General features: G+C 65.6%; 17 protein-coding genes. 10 read left to right on the top strand and 7 right to left on the bottom strand.

Annotated elements, in window-relative coordinates; genetic code table 11:
• Nucleotides 1-15: 15 nt before the first annotated feature.
• The 4 genes from HMPREF9465_RS09985 to HMPREF9465_RS09970 form a co-directional block, all read right to left on the bottom strand.
• Nucleotides 16-1,314 carry a sensor histidine kinase gene (locus tag HMPREF9465_RS09985; RefSeq protein ID WP_005436602.1) on the bottom strand — a complete coding sequence of 433 codons (1,299 nt, stop codon included), beginning with the start codon at nt 1,312-1,314 and terminating at the stop codon, nt 16-18.
• A 9-nt stretch (nt 1,315-1,323) separates the two neighbouring features.
• Nucleotides 1,324-2,016 carry a response regulator transcription factor gene (locus tag HMPREF9465_RS09980; RefSeq protein WP_005436600.1) on the bottom strand — a complete coding sequence of 231 codons (693 nt, stop codon included), beginning with the start codon at nt 2,014-2,016 and terminating at the stop codon, nt 1,324-1,326.
• A gap of 62 nt (nt 2,017-2,078) precedes the next feature.
• Entirely contained in the window at nt 2,079-4,406 is a 2,328-nt protein-coding gene (locus tag HMPREF9465_RS09975; RefSeq protein WP_005436598.1) for a phosphoethanolamine transferase, read from the bottom strand.
• Between the two features lie 284 nt (nt 4,407-4,690).
• Entirely contained in the window at nt 4,691-5,044 is a 354-nt protein-coding gene (locus HMPREF9465_RS09970; RefSeq protein WP_005436596.1) for a cytochrome c3 family protein, read from the bottom strand.
• Between the two features lie 525 nt (nt 5,045-5,569).
• On the opposite strand from HMPREF9465_RS09970, the gene HMPREF9465_RS09965 reads away from it, so the two are divergent.
• The 8 genes from HMPREF9465_RS09965 (at nt 5,570) to HMPREF9465_RS09930 (ending at nt 17,123) form a co-directional block, all read left to right on the top strand.
• The gene (locus HMPREF9465_RS09965) at nt 5,570-7,126 is read left to right on the top strand and encodes a flavocytochrome c (protein WP_005436594.1); all 1,557 of its coding nucleotides are present in this window, start codon (nt 5,570-5,572) and stop codon (nt 7,124-7,126) included.
• A gap of 281 nt (nt 7,127-7,407) precedes the next feature.
• Complete coding sequence (nikA, locus tag HMPREF9465_RS09960) at nt 7,408-8,997, top strand: nickel ABC transporter substrate-binding protein (RefSeq protein ID WP_005436592.1); 1,590 nt, start codon at nt 7,408-7,410, stop codon at nt 8,995-8,997.
• The gene (gene opp1B, locus HMPREF9465_RS09955) at nt 8,998-9,942 is read left to right on the top strand and encodes a nickel/cobalt ABC transporter permease (RefSeq protein ID WP_005436591.1); all 945 of its coding nucleotides are present in this window, start codon (nt 8,998-9,000) and stop codon (nt 9,940-9,942) included.
• Nucleotides 9,939-10,757: an ABC transporter permease subunit gene (locus HMPREF9465_RS09950; RefSeq protein WP_005436578.1), complete on the top strand. Its 819-nt coding sequence runs from the start codon at nt 9,939-9,941 to the stop codon at nt 10,755-10,757. Before opp1B ends, HMPREF9465_RS09950 begins: the two co-directional genes overlap by 4 nt.
• Complete coding sequence (locus HMPREF9465_RS09945) at nt 10,754-12,337, top strand: ABC transporter ATP-binding protein (protein WP_005436576.1); 1,584 nt, start codon at nt 10,754-10,756, stop codon at nt 12,335-12,337. Before HMPREF9465_RS09950 ends, HMPREF9465_RS09945 begins: the two co-directional genes overlap by 4 nt.
• A 263-nt stretch (nt 12,338-12,600) precedes the next feature.
• Nucleotides 12,601-14,121, top strand: a complete 1,521-nt coding sequence (locus tag HMPREF9465_RS09940; protein WP_005436573.1) for a flavocytochrome c — start codon at nt 12,601-12,603, stop codon at nt 14,119-14,121.
• Between the two features lie 159 nt (nt 14,122-14,280).
• Nucleotides 14,281-15,756 carry a flavocytochrome c gene (locus tag HMPREF9465_RS09935; RefSeq protein ID WP_005436570.1) on the top strand — a complete coding sequence of 492 codons (1,476 nt, stop codon included), beginning with the start codon at nt 14,281-14,283 and terminating at the stop codon, nt 15,754-15,756.
• Nucleotides 15,753-17,123: an FAD-dependent oxidoreductase gene (locus HMPREF9465_RS09930; RefSeq protein WP_005436555.1), complete on the top strand. Its 1,371-nt coding sequence runs from the start codon at nt 15,753-15,755 to the stop codon at nt 17,121-17,123. Before HMPREF9465_RS09935 ends, HMPREF9465_RS09930 begins: the two co-directional genes overlap by 4 nt.
• A 24-nt stretch (nt 17,124-17,147) precedes the next feature.
• Here the strand turns inward: HMPREF9465_RS09930 and HMPREF9465_RS09925 are convergent, their stop codons facing one another.
• From HMPREF9465_RS09925 to HMPREF9465_RS09915, 3 genes are all read right to left on the bottom strand, one after another.
• Nucleotides 17,148-17,765 carry a response regulator transcription factor gene (locus tag HMPREF9465_RS09925; protein ID WP_005436545.1) on the bottom strand — a complete coding sequence of 206 codons (618 nt, stop codon included), beginning with the start codon at nt 17,763-17,765 and terminating at the stop codon, nt 17,148-17,150.
• A 1-nt stretch (nt 17,766) separates the two neighbouring features.
• Complete coding sequence (locus HMPREF9465_RS09920; RefSeq protein WP_005436544.1) at nt 17,767-19,560, bottom strand: ATP-binding protein; 1,794 nt, start codon at nt 19,558-19,560, stop codon at nt 17,767-17,769.
• A 176-nt stretch (nt 19,561-19,736) separates the two neighbouring features.
• The gene (locus HMPREF9465_RS09915) at nt 19,737-20,150 is read right to left on the bottom strand and encodes a hypothetical protein (protein ID WP_005436543.1); all 414 of its coding nucleotides are present in this window, start codon (nt 20,148-20,150) and stop codon (nt 19,737-19,739) included.
• A gap of 455 nt (nt 20,151-20,605) precedes the next feature.
• Here HMPREF9465_RS09915 and ccmA point away from each other — a divergent pair, with 455 nt between their 5' ends.
• Both ccmA and ccmB read left to right on the top strand, forming a co-directional pair.
• Nucleotides 20,606-21,313 (top strand): cytochrome c biogenesis heme-transporting ATPase CcmA, encoded by a 708-nt coding sequence (ccmA, locus tag HMPREF9465_RS09910; protein WP_005436542.1) that lies wholly within the window; start codon nt 20,606-20,608, stop codon nt 21,311-21,313.
• Between the two features lie 14 nt (nt 21,314-21,327).
• Complete coding sequence (gene ccmB, locus HMPREF9465_RS09905) at nt 21,328-21,996, top strand: heme exporter protein CcmB (RefSeq protein WP_005436541.1); 669 nt, start codon at nt 21,328-21,330, stop codon at nt 21,994-21,996.
• The last annotated feature ends 42 nt before the right edge of the window (nt 21,997-22,038 follow it).

The raw sequence follows: 22,038 nt of genomic DNA, 5'->3' as shown, positions 1-22,038 counted from the left end.
CTCAGGAGCGTTTTCTCAAAGGCGGTCGGCGCGTCGTGCGTCGGCCGCCTTTGTCATCGTGACCGTGAAGGCGGCGCCGCCTTCACGGGCCTTGCCCGCCGTGACCGTCCAGCCCGAGCGGTGGCAGATGCGAGAGATGATCGAAAGGCCGAGTCCTGCGCCCGAGGTGTCGGCGACGGCCGCACTGCCGCGCACGCCGTGCTCGAAGATGCGGGCGGCCTCGTCGCCGGCGAGCCCCGGTCCCGAGTCGGAGACAATGAAGCCTTCGGACGTTTCCGTGATCGTGACAACGCCGCTTTCGGTGTAGGCGACGGCGTTCTTCACGAGGTTGTTGGCGACGGTGCCGAGCATGACGGGCGAGTAGGCGCCGGGGCACTCGGCCTCGCGGCGAAGCACGAGCGCGAGGCCCTTTTCGGCCGCAAACGGCTCCCATGTGTCGGCGACGGCCTTGAGAATGCCCGCGGCGGAGTCGGGCTCGGGGCCCGTCGTCTCGTTCGAGAGGCGGGCGAAGGAGAGAAAGAGCGACATCAGCTCGCGCATGTCGCCCGCAGAGCGCGTGATGCGCTCGACCTGCTTCGCCTGAGCGGGCGAGAGCGGCGTCATTGAGAGAAGCTCGGCGCTCGTCTCGATCACGGTGAGCGGCGTCCTGAGTTCGTGGCTCACGTCGCCCGTGAAGGCCTTCTCGCGCTGCAGGGCCTCGTGGAGCCTCTTCATGGCGCCGTCGCAGATGCGGGCGAGTTCGCCCACCTCGTCGTTGGTGAGCTCGACCGAAAGCGGCTCGTAGGTGCGCGCAGCGCTGGCCTTTCTCACCTCGTCGGAGAGCGTCTTTACGGGCTTCATGATGTTGCGCGCAAGGATCCAGCCCGCGAGAAGGCCGAGGAAGAAGACGGCGAGAACGGAAAAGAGCGTGATCCGCCTGAAGACGCGTTCCGTGTCCTCGAAGCCGAGCTGATCGCGCGTGAGCACGAGCGGCTCACCGCGCCAGGCGCCTGTATGGACGAAGAAGTCGCCGTTGTTCGAAAGTTCTCCGAAGCCTTCGGGCAGGCCGCGCATGGCGGGCGGAGGCGCCTCAAGGGGAGGCGCGCCGTAGAGCCGGGTGTCCTCGGGGAGCCTCGGCGTCTCGCCGCGCTCAAGCGTGTCGACCGCCCTGGCGACCTCGTCCCTGAGGATGCCCGAGATGAGCTGCTGCTCGGTGAATTCGATCGACTGGTAGAGCGCGAATGCGTAGAACCCAGCCACGAAGGTGACGAGGAGCGCGAAGCTCAGCATGATGCGCTGGGCCAGGCTGCGCGGAGGCGAATGTCGGACGGGCATGGCGGCGCTTCAGGAGACGGAGTCGGGAAGATCGGCAACGGACCAGCCGAGGCCAGGATGCGTGTGGATGAGCGGATGGTCGAACGGCTTGTCGACCGCCTGGCGCAGAAGATAAAGGTTCGAGCGCAGGCTGTCGGAGGCGGGCGGCTCGCCCTGCCAGAGGACCGCCTCGAGTCGACGGCGCGAGACGATGCCGGGACTCTGCTGCATGAGCTCGCGAAGGAGCTGCAGGCAGGTCGGGTTGAGCTTGATGTCACGGCCTTCGCGCTCGACGCGAAGCGTTTTGAGGTCAAGCGAGAGCGGGCCCGCAGTGAGGCGCCCCGCCGGATTCGCGCCGCTTCGGCGCAGCAGGGCCTCGACGCGGGCGGCGAGCTCGCGAAGCGAGAAGGGCTTGATCAGATAGTCGTCTGCGCCGCTCGTGAGCCCCTCGACGCGGTCGTCGATCGTGTCGCGCGCCGTGAGCATGAGGATCGGCGCGGTGAAGCCCGAGGCGCGAAGCCTTCGGGTGAGCGTCATGCCGTCGGTGTCGGGCAGCCCCACGTCGAGGATGACGAGGTCGAAGGTCGAGCGGTCGATGCGCTCGAGGGCCTCGAGCCCCGTGGAGGCCGTCTCGGGCGCCCAGCCGTCCTTCATGGAAAGGAAGTCGCGGACGTTGGCAAGGATGTCGGGATTGTCGTCGACGACGAGAATGCGGATGCTCATGAGAGTGCTTCTTTTCTGATTAGTCTTCCTGCAGGGATGTTACGCCTTGCAGCCTGCGCGCGTCATTGTGCGGCGCTCGACCGATTGTTCGTCAGGTCCCATCTGGGGCGTCGGGTCGTCGACTGCACGCCGAGCATGCCGAGCACGGTCGAGTAGAGGTGCTCGTGCGTGACGCCGCCCGCAGGCTCGCGGGCAAGATTCGCCGCATCAAACCCGAAGGTGCGGCTCCAGTCCTTCGAGAGCCACATGACCATCGGCACGCGGATCTGCTCGGACGGCGCCATGAAGTACGGGGCGCCGTGCAGGTAGAGGCCGCCTTCGCCGAGGCTCTCGCCGTGGTCGGAGACGTAGACGAAGCCCGCGTCGATGTCCGTTCGGGCCTTGAGCCTTTTCACGAGGCCCGCCAGCACGCCGTCGGTGTAGCGCACGGCGTTGTCGTAGGCGTTGATGATGCTCTCCTTCGTGCAGGCGCCGAGGTCTGCGTCGGTGCATTCGGGCGTCCAGACCTTGGCGTGCGCGGGCGAGTCCTCGTGGTAGCGCGGGCCGTGCTCGCCGTACATGTGGTAGAAGAGCACCGTCGGACGGTCGGCGGGAAGGTTCGCGAGGTCGGCGTCGAGCTCGTCGAGAAGGACGCCGTCAAAGCACCGGCCCGAGGCGCAGGCGGCGCTCTTCGGGTCGGGGCTTCGCACCTCGGTGCCCGCACACGTGCCCTTGCAGCCGCTCTGGTTGTCGACCCAGACGACGTGCGCGCCCGCACGGGCGAGGAGCGACGGCAGAGCCTCCTCGCCGATGATGCGGCTGCGGTCGTAGTCGGAGCGGCCGATCCTGCTCAGCATGCAGGGAAGCGAAACGTCGGTGCTCGAGCCGCAGGCCGTGACGGACGGATGGCTGATCACGCCTTCGGCGCGAAGCGCGGGCGTGGTGTCGCGGGCGTAGCCTGCGAGCCCCCAGCTCGCCGAGCGGGTGGTCTCGCCGATGACGACGAGAAGGACGGCGGGACGGCTGAGCCTGACGGAGAACTCGGGCTTCGGATCGACGATGCGCTTTTGGGCCGCATCGGGCGAGGCGTCCCTTGCGAGCGTGGTGGCGAGGCTGTAGGGGACGTTGACGGGCGTGATGAGGTAGCGCAGCGCCTTGTCGTTTCGCATGACGGCCGCAAGCGTGTTCATCTGCGTGAATAGCGCGCCTGCACCTGCGGCGAGTGCAAGGATGGCGACGCCGCCACGCACGGCGGCCGGCCTGAGGCCGGCGGGCGTCATGTCGGCCGCGGAGGCAGCGAGGACGGGCGGAAGGCCTGCGGCCAGAGCGAGCAGGAGCGTGCGTGCGGAGAAATAGGCCGAGGCCTCGTGTACGTCGGTGGAGATGACGTTGCGGGCCATGTTCGGGTCGAACGCAATGCCGTAGACGAGCGTGCCCGCGAAGAAGATCGCGCCGGTCAGGCTCAGGAGCACGAGAACGGCGCGGCGCACGGGACGAGGCAGCGCCATGACGAGCGTGAGGAGCGCTATGGAGATGAAGAGAAGGCCGAAGGAGAGGCCCGCGAGCGTCAGGGCCTCGCGCATGCTCCAGGCGAAGTTCGGCTCGGAGAGGTCTGCGGCGCGTGCAAGAAACGGCATGTTGAGGACGAACGTCCACCAGAAGGCTGTCAGGAGGACGAGGCCCCTTTCGGAGAGCGGCTTTGCGAAGGCGGGCGAGCTGCGGTCCTCGAGGATGAGCGCGTGGAGCGCCGCGCAGATGAGCCAGTCGACGATGCCCGTGACGAGCACGTGCGAGACGAAGTGCGCGCCTTCCATGACGCGGACCGCGCCGCACAGGAGCCCGAAGGCGACGGCGAAGAGAAGTGCGCCTGCTGCAGCACGCGGGCGGACGTCCTTGAGCGCAAAGTAGAAGGCAATGAAGACGAAGCCCGTGCCCGCGTGTCCCGAGGGCCAGCAGCGGCCGGGAACGTCCGTGAGGCCGAAGGCGGGATCCGTCATCGGAAGGGCGCCGCCGAAGGGCTCGACCGACCAGGGGCACGCGACGCCCGTCGTGCTCTTGAGCCACCAGACTGCGGCGGCACAGGCGCCCATTGCGATGACGACGTAGAGTGCGCGTCTCGAGGCCTCCTCCTCGAGAATCCTGCGGCCCTGGGCGAGCACGACGGCGAGACGGACGAGAAGCACCGTCGCAACGATGGCGGGCACGAGCTTCGGAAGCCGGTAGAAGATCGTCGTGAAGACTTCGTTCCTGTGCCAGGGCCAGCCGTCGCTGAAGAAGAGCTTCGAGACGGAGAGGTCGAAGGCGTGCGGCGGCACGATGGCGAGGATGATGAGAAGCGACGCGGGAATGAGAAGGCCCGTGAGGACGGGCGTCGGAATGCGTGCGGAGCAGAGATGGTCTTGGACGGACATGCGGATGCCTTCGGCGTGTTTTTGCTTGATGTCCGCAGTATCGGGCGTGAGGCGTCAAAACCGCGTGAGGCCTCGTCAACGCGCCGTGAAGCGTCCGTCAAAGGAGCGTCAAAGACCTTGCGCCATGTCATGAGGCATGCAGATGGGCGCGGGGAAGAAAAAAGCGCTCTTCCGGTGACCGGCCGGAGAGCGCTTTCGGGGGAGAGGCTTTCGGTGAGGCAGGAGATATGGAGGAGAGCATCCTCACCGAAGGTGTGGGAGAACCTGCATGACGGTTCGGGTGATTACGGAACCTTGTAGCCGAACTGGTGGCACTGGTCGCAGAAGTTTTCCGTCTCGCCGTGCATGATGTGGCAGTTCGTGCATTCAAGTTCGTCGCGGTAGTGCGGGGACATGTGCGGGTTGGCCGGCTTGACGTCCTTCGTCTTTTCAACGAGGGCCTTGACGTCGTGGCACTGCTTGCACGTGTCGATCGTGGGTTCCTGGGGATTGGCCTTGTCCGGACCGTGGCAGGTCTCGCAGGAGAGGCCCATGCCGACATGGCGGTCGGCACCGAACTTCTGGTCGGCAGCCTGAGCGGTGCCGAAGGCGAACGTCGCGGCGCAGAGCGAGGCGATGATCAGCGTCGTCATCTTCATTTTTGTTTTCCTTTCTGGGTTCTGAGACCGGAAGCGCGGAGTCTGGAGCTCCGGACGGGCTGTCCGTCCGATGCGCTTTCGTTGGGTCAAATCATATGCAGGCGCGCCGGCGTTTCCTACCTACCAAAGTATGTATTTCATGCATACCCGGGTATGGGGTTTTCGGTTGGTCAATAAGAAACGTCTGAAGGAGAGTAATTGTTATCGGTGCGGAGGGACTGCGGCGGATGTTCGCCGGACTTTTGCTGCGGGGCGGATGCGGGGGAGCGGAGGGGGCGGTCCCCTGGGGGAAACCCTCCTTCAACGTGTCGTCCACAGGAGGCTTTCCGCCGGAGAGGGCGTGTTTTCAAGGGTTTGGGGAAAGGGAAGGGTAAACCCTGCATACTTTGGTATGTGCAAGGTCCATACCGCGGTATGTAGCCGAAAGGAGGGCGGAGGAGAAGAATAGCGGTGTCGCCGACGAGGAGCGAGCGAGAGAATCCGCCCCGCCGGTTGTGTTCCCAATCCGAATGGAGAATCCTCAGAATGACCCAGATCGATACCAGCCGCCGCGGCTTCCTCAAGTCCGCCGTCGCCGCCTCCGCCGCCATGATGTCCGCTGCCGCCGTGCACGCCGGCATTCCCGCCAAGTCCGTTGCCAAGTACGACGAAACGTTCGACGTCGTGATCATCGGCTCCGGCTTTGCCGGCATGGCCTGCGCCCTCAAGGCCGGCCGCGCCGGTCTCAAAGTCCTCATGATTGAGAAGATGTCCACGGTCGGCGGCAACTCAGCCATCTGCGGCGGCAACGTCGCCTGCCCGGTCAACCCGGTCCAGAAGGCCCAGGGCATCAAGGACAGCAAGGAGCTCTTCATCGCCGACTGCCTGAAGGACGGTCTCGGCATCAACCACACGAACCTCCTCTCCACCATCGCCGACCGCTGCAACGACACGATCCAGATGGTCGTCGACTGCGGCTGCGAATTCGTGCCCAACAAGATGCTCTTCGAAGGCGGCCACTCGGTTCCGCGTTCCTATGAAATCAAGGCCGGCACCGGCTCCGGCTACATCCGTCCGATGCACGAAGAGCTCAAGAAGCTCAAGAACGTCGTGATCCGCACCCGCTGCAAGTTCGACGACTTCGTCATGGAAGAAGACGGCTCCGTCGCCGGCATCGTCTGCCGCACGGGCTACCGCTTCAACAACAAGGCCGTCTCCGACGACCTCGAAAACAAGACCGGCAAGAAGTCCGTCGTCCGCGCCACGAAGGGCGTCATGCTCGCCGCCGGTGGCTTCTCCCGCGACATCTTCTTCCGTCAGATCCAGGACCCGCGCGTCGTCCCGACGACCGACTCCACGAACCAGCCCGGCGCCACGGCCGGCGTGCTGATCAAGGCCCTTGGCATTGGCGCCGCTCCGGTTCAGCTCTGTTGGCTCCAGTTCCTGCCGTACTGCAACCCGCGTGAAAAGGGCTTCGGCGTTTCCGTGAACTTCACGAACCACGCCTGCATGGACCTCGGCCTCGTCGTCGACCGCAAGACCGGCCGCCGCTTCATGGACGAACACGCCGGCCGCAAGATCAAGTCCGACGCCCTCTTCAAGGTCATCGGCACGGACGAAAACTACCCGATCGCCGTCTGCGACGACTCTATCGTGAAGGCCATCAACCCGTCCTTTGTCAAGCTCCCGCTTGAAATGGGCACGGTCAAGAAGTTCGACACGCTCGAAGCCCTCGCCGACCACTTCGGCATCAAGAAGGACGCCTTCCTCGAAGAAGTCAAGAAGTTCAACGGCTTCGTCAAGGCCGGCGAAGACAAGGACTTCGGCCGCATCCTCTCCTTCAACAACGGTCTGACCGTCTCCCAGGGCCCGTTCTACGGCATCGAATGCTGCCCGAAGATCCACCACACGATGGGCGGCGTCATGATCAACGAAAAGGCCGAGGTCATCTCCGCCACGACGCAGAAGCCGATCAAGGGCCTCTACGCCGGCGGTGAAGTGACCGGCGGCGTCCACGGCGCCTCCCGTCTCGGTACGGTGGCCGTCATCGACGCCCTGACCTTCGGCATGATCGCTGGCGAAAACTTCGCCGCTATGAAGTAATCCTCCTGCGTCCATCCCCTCGGACAGGATGACCGACCGCCAAGAGCCGGCACAAGAGGAATACAGGGAAAAAGGAGCACGCCTTAGGGACCGTGCTCCTTTTTTCGTTTCAGGACAATGACGGGATCATGCCGGCTTCGCGAAACCGATCCTTATGCACGCCTCTGCTAGTTCTGTTGGCGGATGTATGAAGATTCTCAAAATAGTATGATGTCGGGACGGGGACGGGCTCTGAGGGCCGCGGGCCCCTCCATTCACTCCTTACGGAAGGACAACATGACATGAAGCGAACGCTTGCTCTTGCCGTCGCCTGCGCACTCGTGCTTGAGGGCTGCGGAGAATCCGACGCGCCCGGGGAAGCCCGGAAGAAGACCGTGCTCGAATATGCGAGCATGAAGGACATCCGCAACATCAATCCGCATCTTTATCTGGGCGAGATGGCCGCTCAGGCCATGGTCTTCGAGCCGCTCGTCTTCAATACGCCCGAAGGGGTTAAGCCCGCGCTTGCCGAGCGCTGGGAGATCTCCGGGGACGGCCGCACCTACACCTTCCATCTGCGCCGCGGCGTCAAGTTCACGGACGGCACGCCGTTTACGGCCGACGCCGTCAAGAAGAACATCGATGCCGTCATGGCCAACCGCACGCGCCACGCCTGGCTCGACATGATCAACGAGATCGAGTCGAGCGAAGTGGTCGACGAGCACACCTGGCGCCTGCATCTCAGGCATCCGTACTTCCCCGCACTCATCGAGCTCGGGCTCTCGCGCCCTTTCCGCTTCATCTCGCCCGCCTGCATGAAGGACGGCGGGACGAAGGACGGCGTGACCTGTCTCGCAGGCACGGGTCCCTGGGTGCTCTCCGAACATAAGGACCAGCAGTACGCGCTCTTCAGCCGCAACGAGGGCTACTGGGGTGATAAGCCGATCGTACCCACCGTTCGCTGGAACGTCGTGCCCGACACGCAGACCATGCTGATGGCGCTTGAAAAGGGCGAGATCGACCTCGTCTTCGGCGCCGACGGCGACCAGCTCACGGGCGACGCGTTCAAGAAGCTCACGGACGAGAAGCGCCTCAACACGGCGGTGAGCGAGCCGATCGCCTCCCGCGCCATTCTCGTCAACTCGAAGCGCCCGATCACGAAGGACGTGCGCGTGCGCGAGGCGCTGGCCTACGCCTTCAACCGTCAGGCCGTGGTCGACGGCATTCTCAATGGCACGGAGGCGGCCGCCATGACGCTCTTTGCGAAGAGCGTGCCCTACTGCGACGTTCCGCTCAAGGAGCGCGGCCATGATCCGAAGAAGGCCGCCGAGATTCTTGATGCGGCGGGCTGGAAGGCCGGTGCCGACGGCATCCGCACGAAGGACGGCGCAAGGCTCGTGCTCGACTTCTACTTCAACTCCAACAACGCCCAGGAAAAGACGATCGCCGAGGCCATGCAGGGCGACCTGCTCAAGATCGGCGTCGAGCTTCGCGTGATCGGCGAGGAGAAGCAGGCCTTCCTCGACCGCCAGCGCACGGGCGAATTCGACCTGCAGTACTCGCTCTCCTGGGGCGCGCCGTACGACCCGCAGAGCTATCTCTCCTCCTGGCGCATTCCCGCGCACGGCGACTATCAGTCCCAGATCGGGCTTGCCGACAAGGCGCACATCGACGCGACCATCACGGCCCTCATGACCGAGGCCGACGAGAAGAAGCGCGCCGCCATGGTTCGCGACGTGCTCACGCGCATCACGGATGCGGCGGTCTACATCCCCGTCTCCTATTCGCGCACGAAGGCCGTTTATTCGAACAGGATCAAGGACGTCTCCTTTGCGGTGACGCAGTACGAGATCCCGTTCGAGAAGATGAGCTTCACGGAGGCGGGCAAATAAATGGGCGGCATGCTCGTGCGGCGCCTCGCGCTCCTCGTGCCGATGCTTCTGGGCATCACCTTCATCGCGTTCATGCTGGGTGAACTCTCGCCCTCTGATCCCGCCGAGGTGTCGATCCGCGTGAACGCGATGGTGCCCACGCCCGAGCTCATCGCCCAGACGCGTCATGAACTCGGGCTCGACCGCCCTCTCATGACGCGCTACTTCGAGTGGCTCGCGGGCGTGCTGCAGGGTGACCTCGGCACGAGCTTCGTGACGGGGCACAAGGTGACGGACGACTTCCTGCGAGCCTTCCCGCCCACGCTGGCGCTCGCGGGCGCGACCCTTCTGATCGTGCTCGTGACGGGCGGGGTGTGCGGGTGGCTCTGCGCAAGGCATGCGGGCGGTCCCGTCGACAGGGCGATCCGCAGCGTCCTCTTCACGATCTCGGCGCTGCCCAACTTCTGGGCCGCGCTCCTTCTGATGTGGCTCTTCTCGCTCACGCTCGGGTGGCTTCCGACGAACGGCATGAGGACTCCCGAGTCGGTGATTCTGCCCGCCGTCTCGCTCTCGCTCGCCTACGTCGGCACTTACGTTCGCCTCATCCGCACCGAAATGCTGAGGACGGCCGAGTCCGACTGGGTGATGTTCGCCAGGGCGCGCGGACTCTCCGAGGGGCGGATCTCGCTTCACATGATGCTCAACAGCCTCAGGGGTACCGTCACCGCACTCGGCATGTCGATTCCGAAGCTCGTCGCGGGCACCTTCGTGATCGAGAACATCTTCGCCTGGCCCGGCATCGGCAGGCTCTGCGTCTCCGCCATCTTCAACAGGGATCTGCCCGTGATCATCGCCTACGTGCTCGTGATGGCCGTGTTCTTCATCCTCTTCAATCTGCTTTCGGACCTTGCGCTGGCAGCGCTTGATCCGCGCGCCCGCAGAGGCGGCGCAGGGGAGGCGGCATGACGAACCGCTGGCGCAGGGCGCTGGCCGCCCCGTCGGGCCTCTTCCTTCTCGCCGTGCTCGCTGCAGGCCTTGCGGCGCCCCTGCTGCCGCTCGCCGATCCGACGGCCATCGACATTTCGTCGAAGTTCCTGCCGCCGAGCCTCGAGCATCCCTTCGGCACCGATCTTCTCGGCCGCGACATGCTCTCGCGCATGATCTGGGGCATCCGCACCACCTTCGTGACGGCGCTCCTCACGATGATCGTGACGGCGGGCGTCGGCATGATCGCTGGCGGCGCTGCGGCAGCGGCCCGAGGCAGGGTCGATGCGCTCATCATGCGCTTTTGCGACGTGTGGATGTCGTTTCCGAGCGAAGTGCTCATCCTGGCCCTCGTCGGCATGATGGGCCCGGGGCTTGAGAACGTGCTCATCGCCTGCCTGCTCGCCAAGTGGCCTTGGTACGCACGCATGATGCGCGGCCTCATCCTTCACCTCAATTCGGCCGGCTTCGTGCAGTTCGCGCGTGTGACCGGCGCCTCCAACATGAAGGTGCTCTTCGGACACCTCGTGCCCAATGCGGCGGGCGAATGCTTCGTGCTCGGCACGATCGACACGGGCAGCGTCGTCCTCATGATCTCGGCGCTCTCCTTCCTCGGCCTCGGCGCACAGCCGCCCATGCCCGAGTGGGGCTCCATGCTCGCGGACGCGAAGAACGTGATGACGCTTTATCCGGGACAGATGTTCGTGCCCGGCCTCGCGATCCTGCTCGTGGTGGCGGCGCTCAACTTCCTCGGCGACGCGCTTCGCGACGCCTTCGACGTGAGGAGGACCGAATGACGGACGCAGACGACGTGATTCTCAGTGTCGCGGGCCTTCGCGTCCGTGATTCCTGGGACAGGGAAATCCTGCACGGGCTCGACCTCGACGTGCGCAGGGGCGAGTGCCTTGCGCTCGTGGGCGAGTCGGGCGCAGGGAAGTCCCTGACCCTGAGGGCGCTTGCGGGGCTTCTTCCGCACGGCTTCACGGTCTCGGGGACGATGGACTTCGAGGGCCGGACGCTCTGCGCACCGGGCGCCTTCGCCGCAGTGCGCGGCAGGCGCATCCTCTACATGGCCCAGCAGGCGATGACCGCCTTTGACCCCCTCGTGAGGATCGGCGTGCAGCTCGGCGAAACCGCTTCGGCCGCAGGACTTTCGGGCTCGAAGGCCGATGAGGCCGTGAGCAGAGCGCTTCGTGCGGTCGGGCTCGATCCCGCCCGCATCCTCAGGGCCTTCCCGTGCGAGCTTTCGGGCGGGATGCTCCAACGCGTCATGACCGCCTGCGTCCTCATCCTCAGGCCCGACGTGATTCTCGCCGACGAACCCACGAGCGCGCTTGACGTCGTCAACGTCAGGGCCGTCCTCGCGAGCCTTCAGGAGGTGAGGAGGACGACGGGCTCGGCGCTCGTGCTCGTCACGCACGACCTCGGCCTCGCGGCGGGCCTTGCGGACCGCTTCGTGATCCTCATGTCGGGCGGAATCGTCGAAAAGGGCGGCCGCGAGATCTTTGAGCGCCCCTCGCATCCCTATACGCAGAGGCTTGCGCTCGCCTGGCGGCGTGCGAACGCCGTTCTGCAGGAATCCCTGGCTGCAGGCCCTGCGCCCGCAGCGGAGGAGCCGCAGCGTGCGCCGGAAGCTGAGCCCGTGCTCCGGATCGAGGGCGTCACGAAGTACTATGCCTCTGGATCCTTCCTGCGGCGGAGCGTGCACGAGGTGCTCCGCGGCGTGAACCTTGAGGTCCGCAGGGGCGAGGTCGTCGGACTCATCGGCGGCTCGGGCGAGGGAAAGTCGACGCTCTCGCGCCTCATCCTCGGGCTCGAGGCGCCGACGGCGGGCCGCATTCTCGTGAGGGGCGCTGACCGCTCCGAGCTTCGTTCGGGCGAGGCGAGCGTCGTCTTCCAGAACTATCTTGACTCGGCCGATCCCGTCTGGACGGTCGGGGACGTGATCGAGGAGCCCGTGAGGCTTGCGGGCGGCCGCGTCGATGTGCGGGACCTTCTCAGGCGCGTGGGACTTCCCGCCGAGTACGCGTCGCGCCGTCCCCACCAGCTCTCGGGCGGAGAGCTCCAGCGCGTCGCGATCGCGCGCGCCATGGCGGGCGGCCCGTCGCTCGTCGTCTTCGACGAGGCGCTCAGCAGCCTCGACGCCTCCGTGCAGGACGAGATCATGGAGCTTCTTGCCGAGCTCAAGCCCGATCATGCCGGCTGGCTCTTCATCTCGCACGACCTCAAGGCCGTTGCAAGGCTCTGCGACAGGGTCGCCGTGCTCTCCGAAGGCCGCATCGTCGAGGTGATGGACGCCGCACGCATGGGCAGCCCCTCGAGCGAGGCGGGCAGGCGCTTCGTCGAGGCCGCCGCGGCGGCGCTCCCTCGGGCGTAAACGGTGATGTGAGAGGTCTCCGACGGAGCCTGCGGACGGCGTGGACCTCCTAGGAACATAGGATGTTCATCCTATGCCGTCCGGACGCCCTGAACGGGATCCTGCCCCGAAGGACAGTCGTTTCGGGCGGTTTTCGGGCGTTTTCAAGCTCAGATGAAGATCCTCTTTTGTTTCGGGACGAGCCTCCTTAGACTGATTCTCAAGCGGTGCGCCGGCTGACCTCGGTGCATCCGCTCCTTGACCAAGATAAGGAGAAGTACATCATGACCAACCAGTCCCGTCGTTCCTTCCTGCAGGGCTCCATCGTCGGCGCCGCCGCGCTTGCCTCCGCTTCCGTCGTTCAGGCCGCCCCGCGCTCGAAGGTTCCCGCCAAGTGGGATGAAACCGTCGACGTGATCGTCGTCGGCTCCGGCTTTGCCGGTCTTGCCGCCGCCATTGAAGCCCGCAAGGCGGGCGCCAAGGTCGTCGTTCTCGAGAAGATGCCGACCCCGGGCGGCAACTCCATCATCAATGGCGGCATTCTGACCGCCACGGGCTGCCCGCAACAGCTCAAGCACGGCATCAAGGACTCCGTCGACCTGCTCGCTCAGGACATCCTCGTTGCCGGCGCCTACCTCAACGACCCCGCGAAGGTTCGCGTCCTCGCCGAACATGCCCTCTCCAACTATGAATGGACGGTGAAGGAACTCGGCGTCGAATACAACCTCGACGCGATCGGTCAGGAAGGCGGCCACTCCGTTCCGCGCTATGTCTTCACGAAGAACGGCTCCGGTTCGGGCATCGTGCGCAAGGAACTCGACAAGTGCAAGGAACTCGGCGTTGAAGTCCGCCTGCGTGCCTACGTCGAACACATCATCCGCGACGACAAGGGCCGCGTGGTCGGTCTCGAAGTCCGAGAAGGCTATCGCTTCCCGAAGAAAGACTCCGGCAAGGTGAAGTTCATCGCCGCCAGGAAGGGCGTCGTTCTCTGCTACGGCGGCTTCTCGGCCGACGTCAAGTTCCGCCAGATGCACGACCCGAAGCTCACGGACAAGTTCAGCACGACGAACCAGCCGGGCGCCACGGGCGAACTCTGGCGTGAAACCTACAACATCGGCTGCGCCCAGATCCAGAACGACTGGATCCAGTGCGGTCCGTGGTCCAACCCGAAGGAAAAGGGCATGGGCATCGGCTGGACGTTCACGCAGTCCGCTGCGGCTGAATACGGCCTGTGGGTCAACACGAAGGGCCAGCGTTTCGTCAACGAGCTTGCAAACCGCAAGGTCCGCGCCGACGCCATCTTCGCTGAAGAAGCCAAGGGCCTCAAGGCCGTCGCCATCGCCAACCAGTACGGCGCCGACAAGCTCGAAGCCGCACGTCCGGGCATCATGAAGAAGCTCGTCGAACCGAACATCGTCAGCAAGTACGACACGCTCGAAGCCCTCGCCAAGGACTTCAATATCCCGCTCGACGAACTCAAGAAGACGCTCGCCCAGGTGAACGAATCCGCGAAGACCAAGAACGACAAGCCGTTCGGCCGCTACATCAACAACGAGTTCAAGCCGCTCACCGAAGGTCCGTGGTACGCAGCCATCACGAGCCCGAAGGTCCATCACTGCATGGGCGGTCTGCTCACCAACATGAAGGGCCAGGTCCTCGACATCATGGATCAGGAACCGATTCCGGGTCTCTATGCCGCCGGCGAAGCCACGGGCGGCATCCACGGCGCCGTGCGTCTGGGCTCCTGCGCCATCCTCGACTGCCTTGTCAACGGCCGCATCTGCGGTCAGGAAGTCGCCAAGTAACCTCTCCTCCTGAAGTCTCGGCGTGAGACGGCGGGCGGCCTTCGGGCCGCCCGTCTTCGTTTCGGGCTCCGCGCCCCGCACGTAGGCATTTTCCCGAGACTGCAGGCACGGCATGTTCTTATAGACTAGAGTGCAGCACCTTTTTCGAGGCAGACACCCATGACCGAACCTCTCTCCCGGCTTCCGACACTATCCCGCCGCACGCTTCTTGCGGGCGCGGCGGCCGCAGGCCTCACGGCGGGCATGCCGCCCGTGCGGGCCGCAGGGCTTCGCTGGGACGGCGAAGCGGAGATCGTGATCGTGGGAAGCGGCGGCGCGGGCGTTTCCGCAGCGCTCGCCGCAAGGGAGCGCACGAAGGGACGCATCGTCATTCTCGAGAAGCTCGGCGTCACGGGCGGAAGCACGCGCTTTTCATGCGGCTATTTCAATGCGGTCGACCCCGAAAGACAGCGGGCCCAGGGCATCGAGGATTCGCTCGAGCGGCACATCGCCGACACGAACGCCTCAGGCCGCGGGCGCGGCGACCCCGAACTCGTCAGGATCCTCTGCTCGGAGGCGCTCGACGCGCTCCACTGGGTCGAGGGCTACGGCGTCAAGTACGAGCCCTTCTGCTCGCAGATCTACGGCGGCCTCTTTCCGAGAAGCCACCTGCCGAAGCTCTCCGACCCGCAGGCGAGCTACATCGACGTGCTGCTCGACGCCTGCAGAAGCCGCGGCATCGAGATCCTGACTTCAAGCCCCGTCCTCTCCCTCGTGCTCAACGAGGACGGTTCGGCCGCAGGAGTCGTATGGCGCGACGCTTCGGGCACGAGGTGTACGCTCAGGGCCTCGCGGGCCGTCGTGCTGGCTTCGGGCGGGTTTTCGGCCAACGCCGAGCTCTGCCGCCTGCATGATCCGAGGCTCGGAGACCTTGATACGACCAATCCCGCGGGCTCGACCGGCGAGGTGATGCTCGCCGCCCGCGAGGCGGGCGCCTATCTGACGGGCTGCGACTGGATCGAGTGCATTCCGCTTCACGTTCATTACGCGCGCTTTGCAATTCTCGTCGAGCGCTGCATCTTCGTCGACCAGCAGGGACGCCGCTTCGTGCGTGAGGACGACAGGCGCGACATCCTGCGCGACACGATCCTTTCGTTGCCCTCGCGCGTCGGCTTCGTGATCGTCGACCACGACGGATTCGAGAGCAATCCGCCGTCCTTCAGGCGCGAGCTCCACGAGGGACTCGAGCGACAGGAGGTCTACAGGGCCCAGACGCTCGAGGAGATGGCGCAGCTGCTGAGGCTTCCGGTCAACAACTTCGTCGAGACCGTGAACCGCTATAACGGATTCGTGAGGTCGGGCAGGGACGAGGACTTCGGTCGAGGCGTCGAGAGCATGATCCATGAAATCCGCAAACCGCCGTTCTGGGCCTGCAGGGCCAGTATGAGCCGCCATCACACCATGGGCGGCGTTTCGATCGATGCAAGGGCGCGGGTGCTCGACTGGGATTCGAAGCCCGTCGGCCGGCTCTATGCCGCAGGCGAGGTCGCGGGTGGCGTGCACGGCGCAAGCCGTCTCGGCGGCAACGCGATCGCCGACGTTCACGTCTTCGGACGCATTGCAGGCCGGGAGGCCGCCTCGGAGGTGCCGGCATGAGAAGAACGGACGCACAACAGGGGTTTTCGTCCGCTGCGGCGGACGCGGACGTCATCGTCGTAGGCTGCGGCCTTGCGGGCCTCTCAGCCGCTCTGGCCGCAGCCCAGAGGCGTGCCCGGGTCGTGCTCTTCGACAGCTCGAGCGATCTGTTCGCCACGAACGACGTGGCCGACAGGCTCTACTTCAACGCCGTCGACCCGGAGCGTCAGGGCGACCTGGGCATCACGGACAGTCCGGAACTCTTCTACCGCCAGACGCTGGCTGCGGGCGGCGGGCGCGCCGATCCCGCGCTCGTCAAGATCCTCTGCTATCAGGCCTATATTGCACTCAAGTGGCTCGAGGGCTTCGGCGTCGGATTCGAGAACAAGGTCCGCCAGATTCCGGGCGGCGTCTATCCGAGAACTTGCGTCGCCTCCGACTACAGGGCGGGACGTCTCGCGATGATGAACGCTGCTCTGGATGCGGGCGTGACGGTCCTGCAGGGACTCACCTTCAGGGAACTCGTGCTTGATGCGCAGGGACGCGTCACGGGCGTTGCGGCCGAGGATGCGGACGGACGGCGCCGCATCCTCAGGGCGCCCGCAACGGTGCTCGCCACGGGCGGCTTTGCGTCCGATGCGGCGCTCTGCGCAAGGCACGACAGGCGCCTTGGCGCGCTTTTCGACATGCGCGGGGGACGCGCCTCGGGGCTCGGCCTCAGGGCAGCGGTGAAGGCGGGCGCCTACCTCGTTGGCACGGACTACTTTTCGCTCACCATGGGCACGGCCGGCCGCGCGGGTTTTGCGGTGTGTCCCTTCCATCCGCTGCGCTTCATCCTCGTCGACGCCTCGGGCGGACGCGTGGTCAACGAGCAGGACAGGGAGGCCGTCGTCGAGGCGCTCCTCGATGCGCCGGGCAACGTGCTGTGGCTTGCGGCCTCCTTCTCGGACGTCGCACGGCTGCCCGAGGTTCGCCGCGGCCGGATCGAGGCGCTGCTTGCCGAAGGAACGGCAAGGCGCGTGACGGGCTCGGAAGACATGGCGGGCATGGAGGGCGCCCCGTCGCGAGCCTCGATCGTCGATGCCGTGAGAACGTACGGCGAAGGGCCCGGAGACCGTCTGGGTAAGAGCTGGCGTGTGCGCATCGATGACAACGACATGCTGGTGATGCCCGTCATGCTCGGTCGATCGGCGACGCTCGGAGGCGTGAGGATCGACGGGGGCGGGCGCGTGCTGACCGCCTCGGGCGAGCACGTCGAGGGGCTCTTCGCGGCAGGCGAGATCACGGGCGGCGTGCACGGCATGCGCTGCGTGCCCGGAAACCTTTCGCTCGAGTCGGTCGTCTTCGGCCGCGAGGCGGGCTTTGCTGCGGCGGGCCGCAGCGCCTGACGGCAGGAAGAATGCGGGCCGGCCTCAGCGGCCTTCGGCCTGATCCAGAATGCGGGAGATCTCGACTGCGGAGCGGACCTTGAGCTTGCGGCAGACCTGCCCGCGGTGGATCTGGACGGTCTTTTCCGCAATGCCGAGGCGTTCGGCGATCACCTTGTTGAGGAGGCCTTCGGCGACAAGGCCCGCAACTTCGCGCTCGCGCGGCGTGAGCGTGGCGAGGTCCTTCATGGCGGCGGTGTGACTCGTGTGGTGCGAGCGCCGCTCCCAATCGAGCGCGATGGCCTTCTCGACGCTCGCGAGCAGCTTTTCATCATCGAGCGGCTTGGGCAGGAAGTCGAAGGCGCCGTTCTTGACCGCCTCGACGGCCATCGTGATGTCGCCGTGCGCGGTGATGAAGAGGATGGGAAGCGAATAGTCCTTCTTCTTCAGAAGCTCCTGAAGCTGCAGGCCGCTCAGGCCGGGCATGCGGATGTCGAGGATGAGGCATCCCGGCACCATGACGTCGTCGGTCTCGAGGAAGGCCTCGGCCGATGCGTAGCTGCGGGACTTCCACCCTTCGGTGGAGAGCAGGAATTCGAGCGATTCGCGCATTTCTGCGTCGTCGTCGACGATGCGGATGAGGGAAAGCGAGTTTGCCGGCATTTCAAGTCCTGTTGTTTTGTTCGCAGACGGGCAGGCTGACGGTGATGGCGAGACCTCGTTCGGGAAGCCGCTCGAAGAGTACGCGGCCGCGTGCGGATTCGGCGATGCGGCGCACGATCACGAGTCCGAGGCCGAGGCCCTGGGGCTTCGAGGTGTTGAGCGGGATGGTGAGGCGGGCGAACTGCTCGTCGGTGAGCCTCGGGCCGTTGTCCGAGATCGTGAGCATGGCCGTGCCGTCCTCTGCGGAGAGGCTCGCGCGGATGACGGCGTCATCAGTGCCTGCCGTGGCGTCTGCGGCGTTCTTGAGAAGATTGCTGATGAGAAGCTCCATCTCGAGCGCGTCGGCGAGGATCGTGACGCCGGGCTCGATGCGCCTGGAGACCTCGAGTCCGCGCGTGGCGCAGAACTGTGCGATCGCCTTTTCGGCAAGGTCCGAGAGAGACGTCGGCACGGGTTGGGCGGGCTGTCTTGCGAAGCTTCTGACGTGGTCGATGATGTCCGAGGCCTTCGTGCTCTGGGAGTCGATCTTGGCGAGTACGGTCCTGAAGACCTCGGGGTCGGTGGAGCCGCCGTGGGCCATGGTGCGGGAGAGGCCGCGGGCGTAGTTGCGGATGACGGCGAGCGGCTGCTTGAGCTCGTGCGCGATCATCGAGGAGAGCTCGCCCACGAGGCCCGCACGCTCCATCGCGACGAGCCTTTCGTTGTAGCGTTTGGCTTCCTCCTCGACGCGCCGCTTCTCCTCCACGGCCCGCATCAGCTCCGTGGTGCGGCGGCGGATCAGGTATTCGGCGCGCACGCTGTGCACGACGATGCCGAGCAGCACGGCGGCGAGAAATGCGAGCCAGACGCCGTAGTTTCTGACGAAGGCCTCCCAGCTGAACTGGGACTGGCGCAGGTAGGCCGCGTCGCCGAGCGCCTCAAGAAGCTCGTGCACGGCGTCGTATCGTGCGCCCGGCCGCCAGTCGCAGCCGTCGGCGTCCGTGGGCATGCCCAGCAGCGTGCCCGAGACGAGCGCGTTGAGTTCGGGCGGCGTGTGCGGAAAGGAGGCGAGCGTCCAGCCGGGATAGAAGACGGAGAAGGACCTGCACCTCGTCTGCGAGGCACGGTCGGTCGTGACGAGCCTGATGCCCGAAAGTCTTTTGGGATCGGTCGCGGAGAGCCGCTCGACGTAGCAGGCGGGCAGGATGCCCGCGTCGGCGCGTCCCGAGGCGACGGCTTCAAGAATGGCGCCTTCGGGATCGTCCGTCTTCGTGCGCAGGGCTTCGGGCACGGCGCGCTCGACGCCTGCGTGCATGAGCTCTCGCCTGAGCATGCGGGCGGGCATGCCGTCAAGTTCAGGCACGAGAATGGAGGCGCCGTTGAGGACGGAGGCGGAGGCGTCGGGAGCCTTCGCGGCGTTCACGGCGACGACGATGCCCAGGACCGAGTCGGCCGAGGAGGATTCGCGGATCGTCTGGCTCACGAGCGAGCGGGCGCCGAAGAAGCGTTCGAGAACGACGTAGCCGTCGGGCGGCGCGAGCACGAAGTCGACTCTTCTCGACTCGGCGAGCTTCTGGATCTCGCCGAGCGGCAGGTAGCGGAATACGAGCGGCGTGTCCGGAAGCGCATAGGTGAGATGGTCCACGCTCGCACTGATGAAGCTTCGCTCGATCGCACCCGAGCCCGAGGCCTGCACGGCGACCACGACGGGCGGCACGGCTCCCGGGGCCGCATGGACGAAGACCGGTGCGGACGCAAGAAGGATGGCGGCGGCCGCCCCTGCGAGTCGGGCGGATGAGCTTGGCGAGACGGACATTCTCTTATTGTATGTCCGTTATTTAAGCAGTCCCAACCCCCTTGCGGGCGGGGAAAACACTGAGGGAAACTCCCTTCCGTACGAAAACGCCTGAGCGGCGGGCGTTGGCGGGGAGGTGCAAAAAAGCCCGCACGAAGGCGTGCGGGCGGTGCGGGAGCCGGAAGGGGCACTCGGGCTCACTTGCCCTGCGTGTTTTCGAGCGTCGTCAGGTCGTCAATCTCGAAGGTGCCGGTGAGGCCCTTGTATTCGGGGCGGTAGTCCAGACCCGGCTGGCAGCGGAATTCGAGCCATGCGGAGGCGGGACGGCTGCCGTCCTTCTTGCCGTTGGTCGAGGAACCGTTGACGGGCAGCATGGCCATGTGCTGGCGGTCGCAGTGCATGCGGGCGCGTTCATGGAGGTGGTCGGCGAGGCGGTTGCCCTCGACGTGTCCGGGCCAGACGGCCTCGATGCGCCAGACGTTGCCGACCACGTTCGTGATCTTCTCCTCGCGGTCGAGGAAGTTCTGGCGTTCCTCCTGAAGGGCTTCGCAACCGGAGAGAAGAAGGGCGGCGAGGGCGGTGCCGATGATCAGAGTGCGCTTCATATGCATGGGTAGAAAGTCTGTCGAATGGTCGGAGGCCGCGCCGCATACGGGCGGGCGATGGTTCCGACATTTTAGCGGGATTCCGCCCGGGCGTCGCGAGGCGCGGTGCATGGAGCAAGAAACAGAAAAATGGACGAAAAGGGAAGGCTTTCTCAATCTCGCCGATAGGCGTCGGGGCCTCTGAGAAGGCCGCGGCCGCATGCGGGCGCCCGCGTCCTCGTTTCATAAGGTTCGGGGAGATGAGGAAAGACGGGCCGAAGGGGCGGTGATTTGCTGAAAATGCCTGCTGCTCTGTGAGTTTTTCGGGTTCTCGGGCCCTGTGCCACTAGGGTTGGCACGGTTGGAAGAAGAGACATTTTGTAAGCAATGCTTAATACGGCCTCCCTACACTTCCTGACACAAGACCATCCGGGCCCGAACCGTGCCCGTCAACAACGTCAACAGGACCCTCCGTTTCACACATGTCAGAAGCCATTCTTGAAGTCTGCGGCCTTACCTGCGAGCGCGGGGAGAGGACGCTTTTTAGGAATCTCTCGTTCGCCGTGAAGCCCGGCACGCTCGTGCGCATCGCCGGCAGCAACGGTGCGGGCAAGACGACGCTTCTGCGACTGATGACGGGCCTCATGCGTCCCGTCGAGGGTGAGGTGCGCTGGAGGGGTGTTCCCGTCGAGAAGGCCGCCCAGGACTTCTGGCGCGAGCTCTGCTACATCGGACACCGCAACGGCGTCAAGGACGACCTGTCGGTGCTCGAGAACGTGATGATCAATGCCAACGTGGCGGCCGTGCCCGTCACGGAGAACGCCGCGCTTGACGCACTTGACGCCGTGGGCCTGGCCGACTTCGTCGACGTGCCCGCGGGCCAGCTCTCTCAGGGCCAGCGCCGCCGCGTCGCGCTCGCCCGCCTCTGGCTTTCCCGCTCCGTGACGCTCTGGGTTCTCGACGAGCCCTTCACCGCGCTCGACGTGCGCGGCGTCGCCCGCCTTGCGGACCTCGTGGGCGAGCATGTCAGGTCGGGCGGCATCGTGATGCTCGTCACCCATCAGGAAGTGTCCGTCGACGGCGTCGAATACCTCGTCATCGAGCCCGAACGCTGGTCCCCGCGCCGCCGCACGGCGGTCGAGGCTGCGCTCGACAACGAAAGCGCTCTTGAAGCGGACAACGCAAGGTAAGGAGCGCCGCAGTCATGTTCAAGCTTTTCCGAATCATCCTCCGCCGCGACCTGATGCTCGCCTTCCGCCGCAAGTCCGACCTTGCGCAGGTGATCTTCTTCTTTGCGGTCGTCGTGACGCTCGTGCCGCTCGGCGTGGGCGCCGAAACCAACATCCTCCGCTCGATCGCCCCCGGCGTCGTGTGGGTCGCCGCGCTTCTCGCCGCGCTTCTCTCGCTGCCGCGCATGTTCGAGGCCGATCATGCCGACGGCACGCTCGAGCAGATGCTCGTCACCGCCGAGCCGCTTCCCGTGGTGGTCGTAGCCAAGGTCTTCGCGCACTGGCTCGTCACGGGCGTTCCGATGACGATCTTCGCCGCGGTTTTCGGCATCCTCTTCGACCTGCCGCTCGACGTGACCCTTGTGATGGTCGCGAGCCTCTTCCTCGGCACGCCGGTCCTCTCCCTCGTGGGAGCCGTGGGCGCCGCACTCACGCTCGGCCTTCGCGGAGGCGGCGTGCTCACGAGCCTGCTCGTGCTTCCGCTCTACATTCCCGTCCTCATCTTCGGCGCGGGCGCCAGCCAGGCGGTCGCCGTCTCGATGAGCCCCGCCGCGCACTTCATGATCGTGGGCGGCCTGACGCTGCTGAGTCTCGCGCTCGCCCCGATGGCCGTGTCCGCGGCCCTTCGCATCGCCGAAAGTTGATGCGGGCGAAGCGAACGCTGGAAAGACTTTTGAAAATATATT

The sequence above is a fragment of the Sutterella wadsworthensis 2_1_59BFAA genome, from assembly GCF_000297775.1.
GTDB lineage: Bacteria > Pseudomonadota > Gammaproteobacteria > Burkholderiales > Burkholderiaceae_F > Sutterella > Sutterella wadsworthensis_A.
Note: the sequence above shows the minus strand (reverse complement) of the source record. Positions and strands in the feature narration are given on the sequence as shown.

Excerpts from the sequence above, each read along its gene's own strand:
- HMPREF9465_RS09930 (WP_005436555.1), top strand. The coding sequence starts at position 15,753 with ATGAGAAGAACGGACGCACAACAGGGGTTTTCGTCCGCTGCGGCGGAC.
- HMPREF9465_RS09970 (WP_005436596.1), bottom strand. The coding sequence starts at position 5,044 with ATGAAGATGACGACGCTGATCATCGCCTCGCTCTGCGCCGCGACGTTC.
- HMPREF9465_RS09965 (WP_005436594.1), top strand. The coding sequence starts at position 5,570 with ATGACCCAGATCGATACCAGCCGCCGCGGCTTCCTCAAGTCCGCCGTC.
- HMPREF9465_RS09985 (WP_005436602.1), bottom strand. The coding sequence starts at position 1,314 with ATGCCCGTCCGACATTCGCCTCCGCGCAGCCTGGCCCAGCGCATCATG.
- opp1B (WP_005436591.1), top strand. The coding sequence starts at position 8,998 with ATGGGCGGCATGCTCGTGCGGCGCCTCGCGCTCCTCGTGCCGATGCTT.
- HMPREF9465_RS09945 (WP_005436576.1), top strand. The coding sequence starts at position 10,754 with ATGACGGACGCAGACGACGTGATTCTCAGTGTCGCGGGCCTTCGCGTC.
- HMPREF9465_RS09925 (WP_005436545.1), bottom strand. The coding sequence starts at position 17,765 with ATGCCGGCAAACTCGCTTTCCCTCATCCGCATCGTCGACGACGACGCA.
- HMPREF9465_RS09980 (WP_005436600.1), bottom strand. The coding sequence starts at position 2,016 with ATGAGCATCCGCATTCTCGTCGTCGACGACAATCCCGACATCCTTGCC.
- HMPREF9465_RS09940 (WP_005436573.1), top strand. The coding sequence starts at position 12,601 with ATGACCAACCAGTCCCGTCGTTCCTTCCTGCAGGGCTCCATCGTCGGC.
- ccmB (WP_005436541.1), top strand. The coding sequence starts at position 21,328 with ATGTTCAAGCTTTTCCGAATCATCCTCCGCCGCGACCTGATGCTCGCC.
- HMPREF9465_RS09935 (WP_005436570.1), top strand. The coding sequence starts at position 14,281 with ATGACCGAACCTCTCTCCCGGCTTCCGACACTATCCCGCCGCACGCTT.
- HMPREF9465_RS09975 (WP_005436598.1), bottom strand. The coding sequence starts at position 4,406 with ATGTCCGTCCAAGACCATCTCTGCTCCGCACGCATTCCGACGCCCGTC.
- HMPREF9465_RS09950 (WP_005436578.1), top strand. The coding sequence starts at position 9,939 with ATGACGAACCGCTGGCGCAGGGCGCTGGCCGCCCCGTCGGGCCTCTTC.
- HMPREF9465_RS09920 (WP_005436544.1), bottom strand. The coding sequence starts at position 19,560 with ATGTCCGTCTCGCCAAGCTCATCCGCCCGACTCGCAGGGGCGGCCGCC.
- HMPREF9465_RS09915 (WP_005436543.1), bottom strand. The coding sequence starts at position 20,150 with ATGCATATGAAGCGCACTCTGATCATCGGCACCGCCCTCGCCGCCCTT.
- nikA (WP_005436592.1), top strand. The coding sequence starts at position 7,408 with ATGAAGCGAACGCTTGCTCTTGCCGTCGCCTGCGCACTCGTGCTTGAG.
- ccmA (WP_005436542.1), top strand. The coding sequence starts at position 20,606 with ATGTCAGAAGCCATTCTTGAAGTCTGCGGCCTTACCTGCGAGCGCGGG.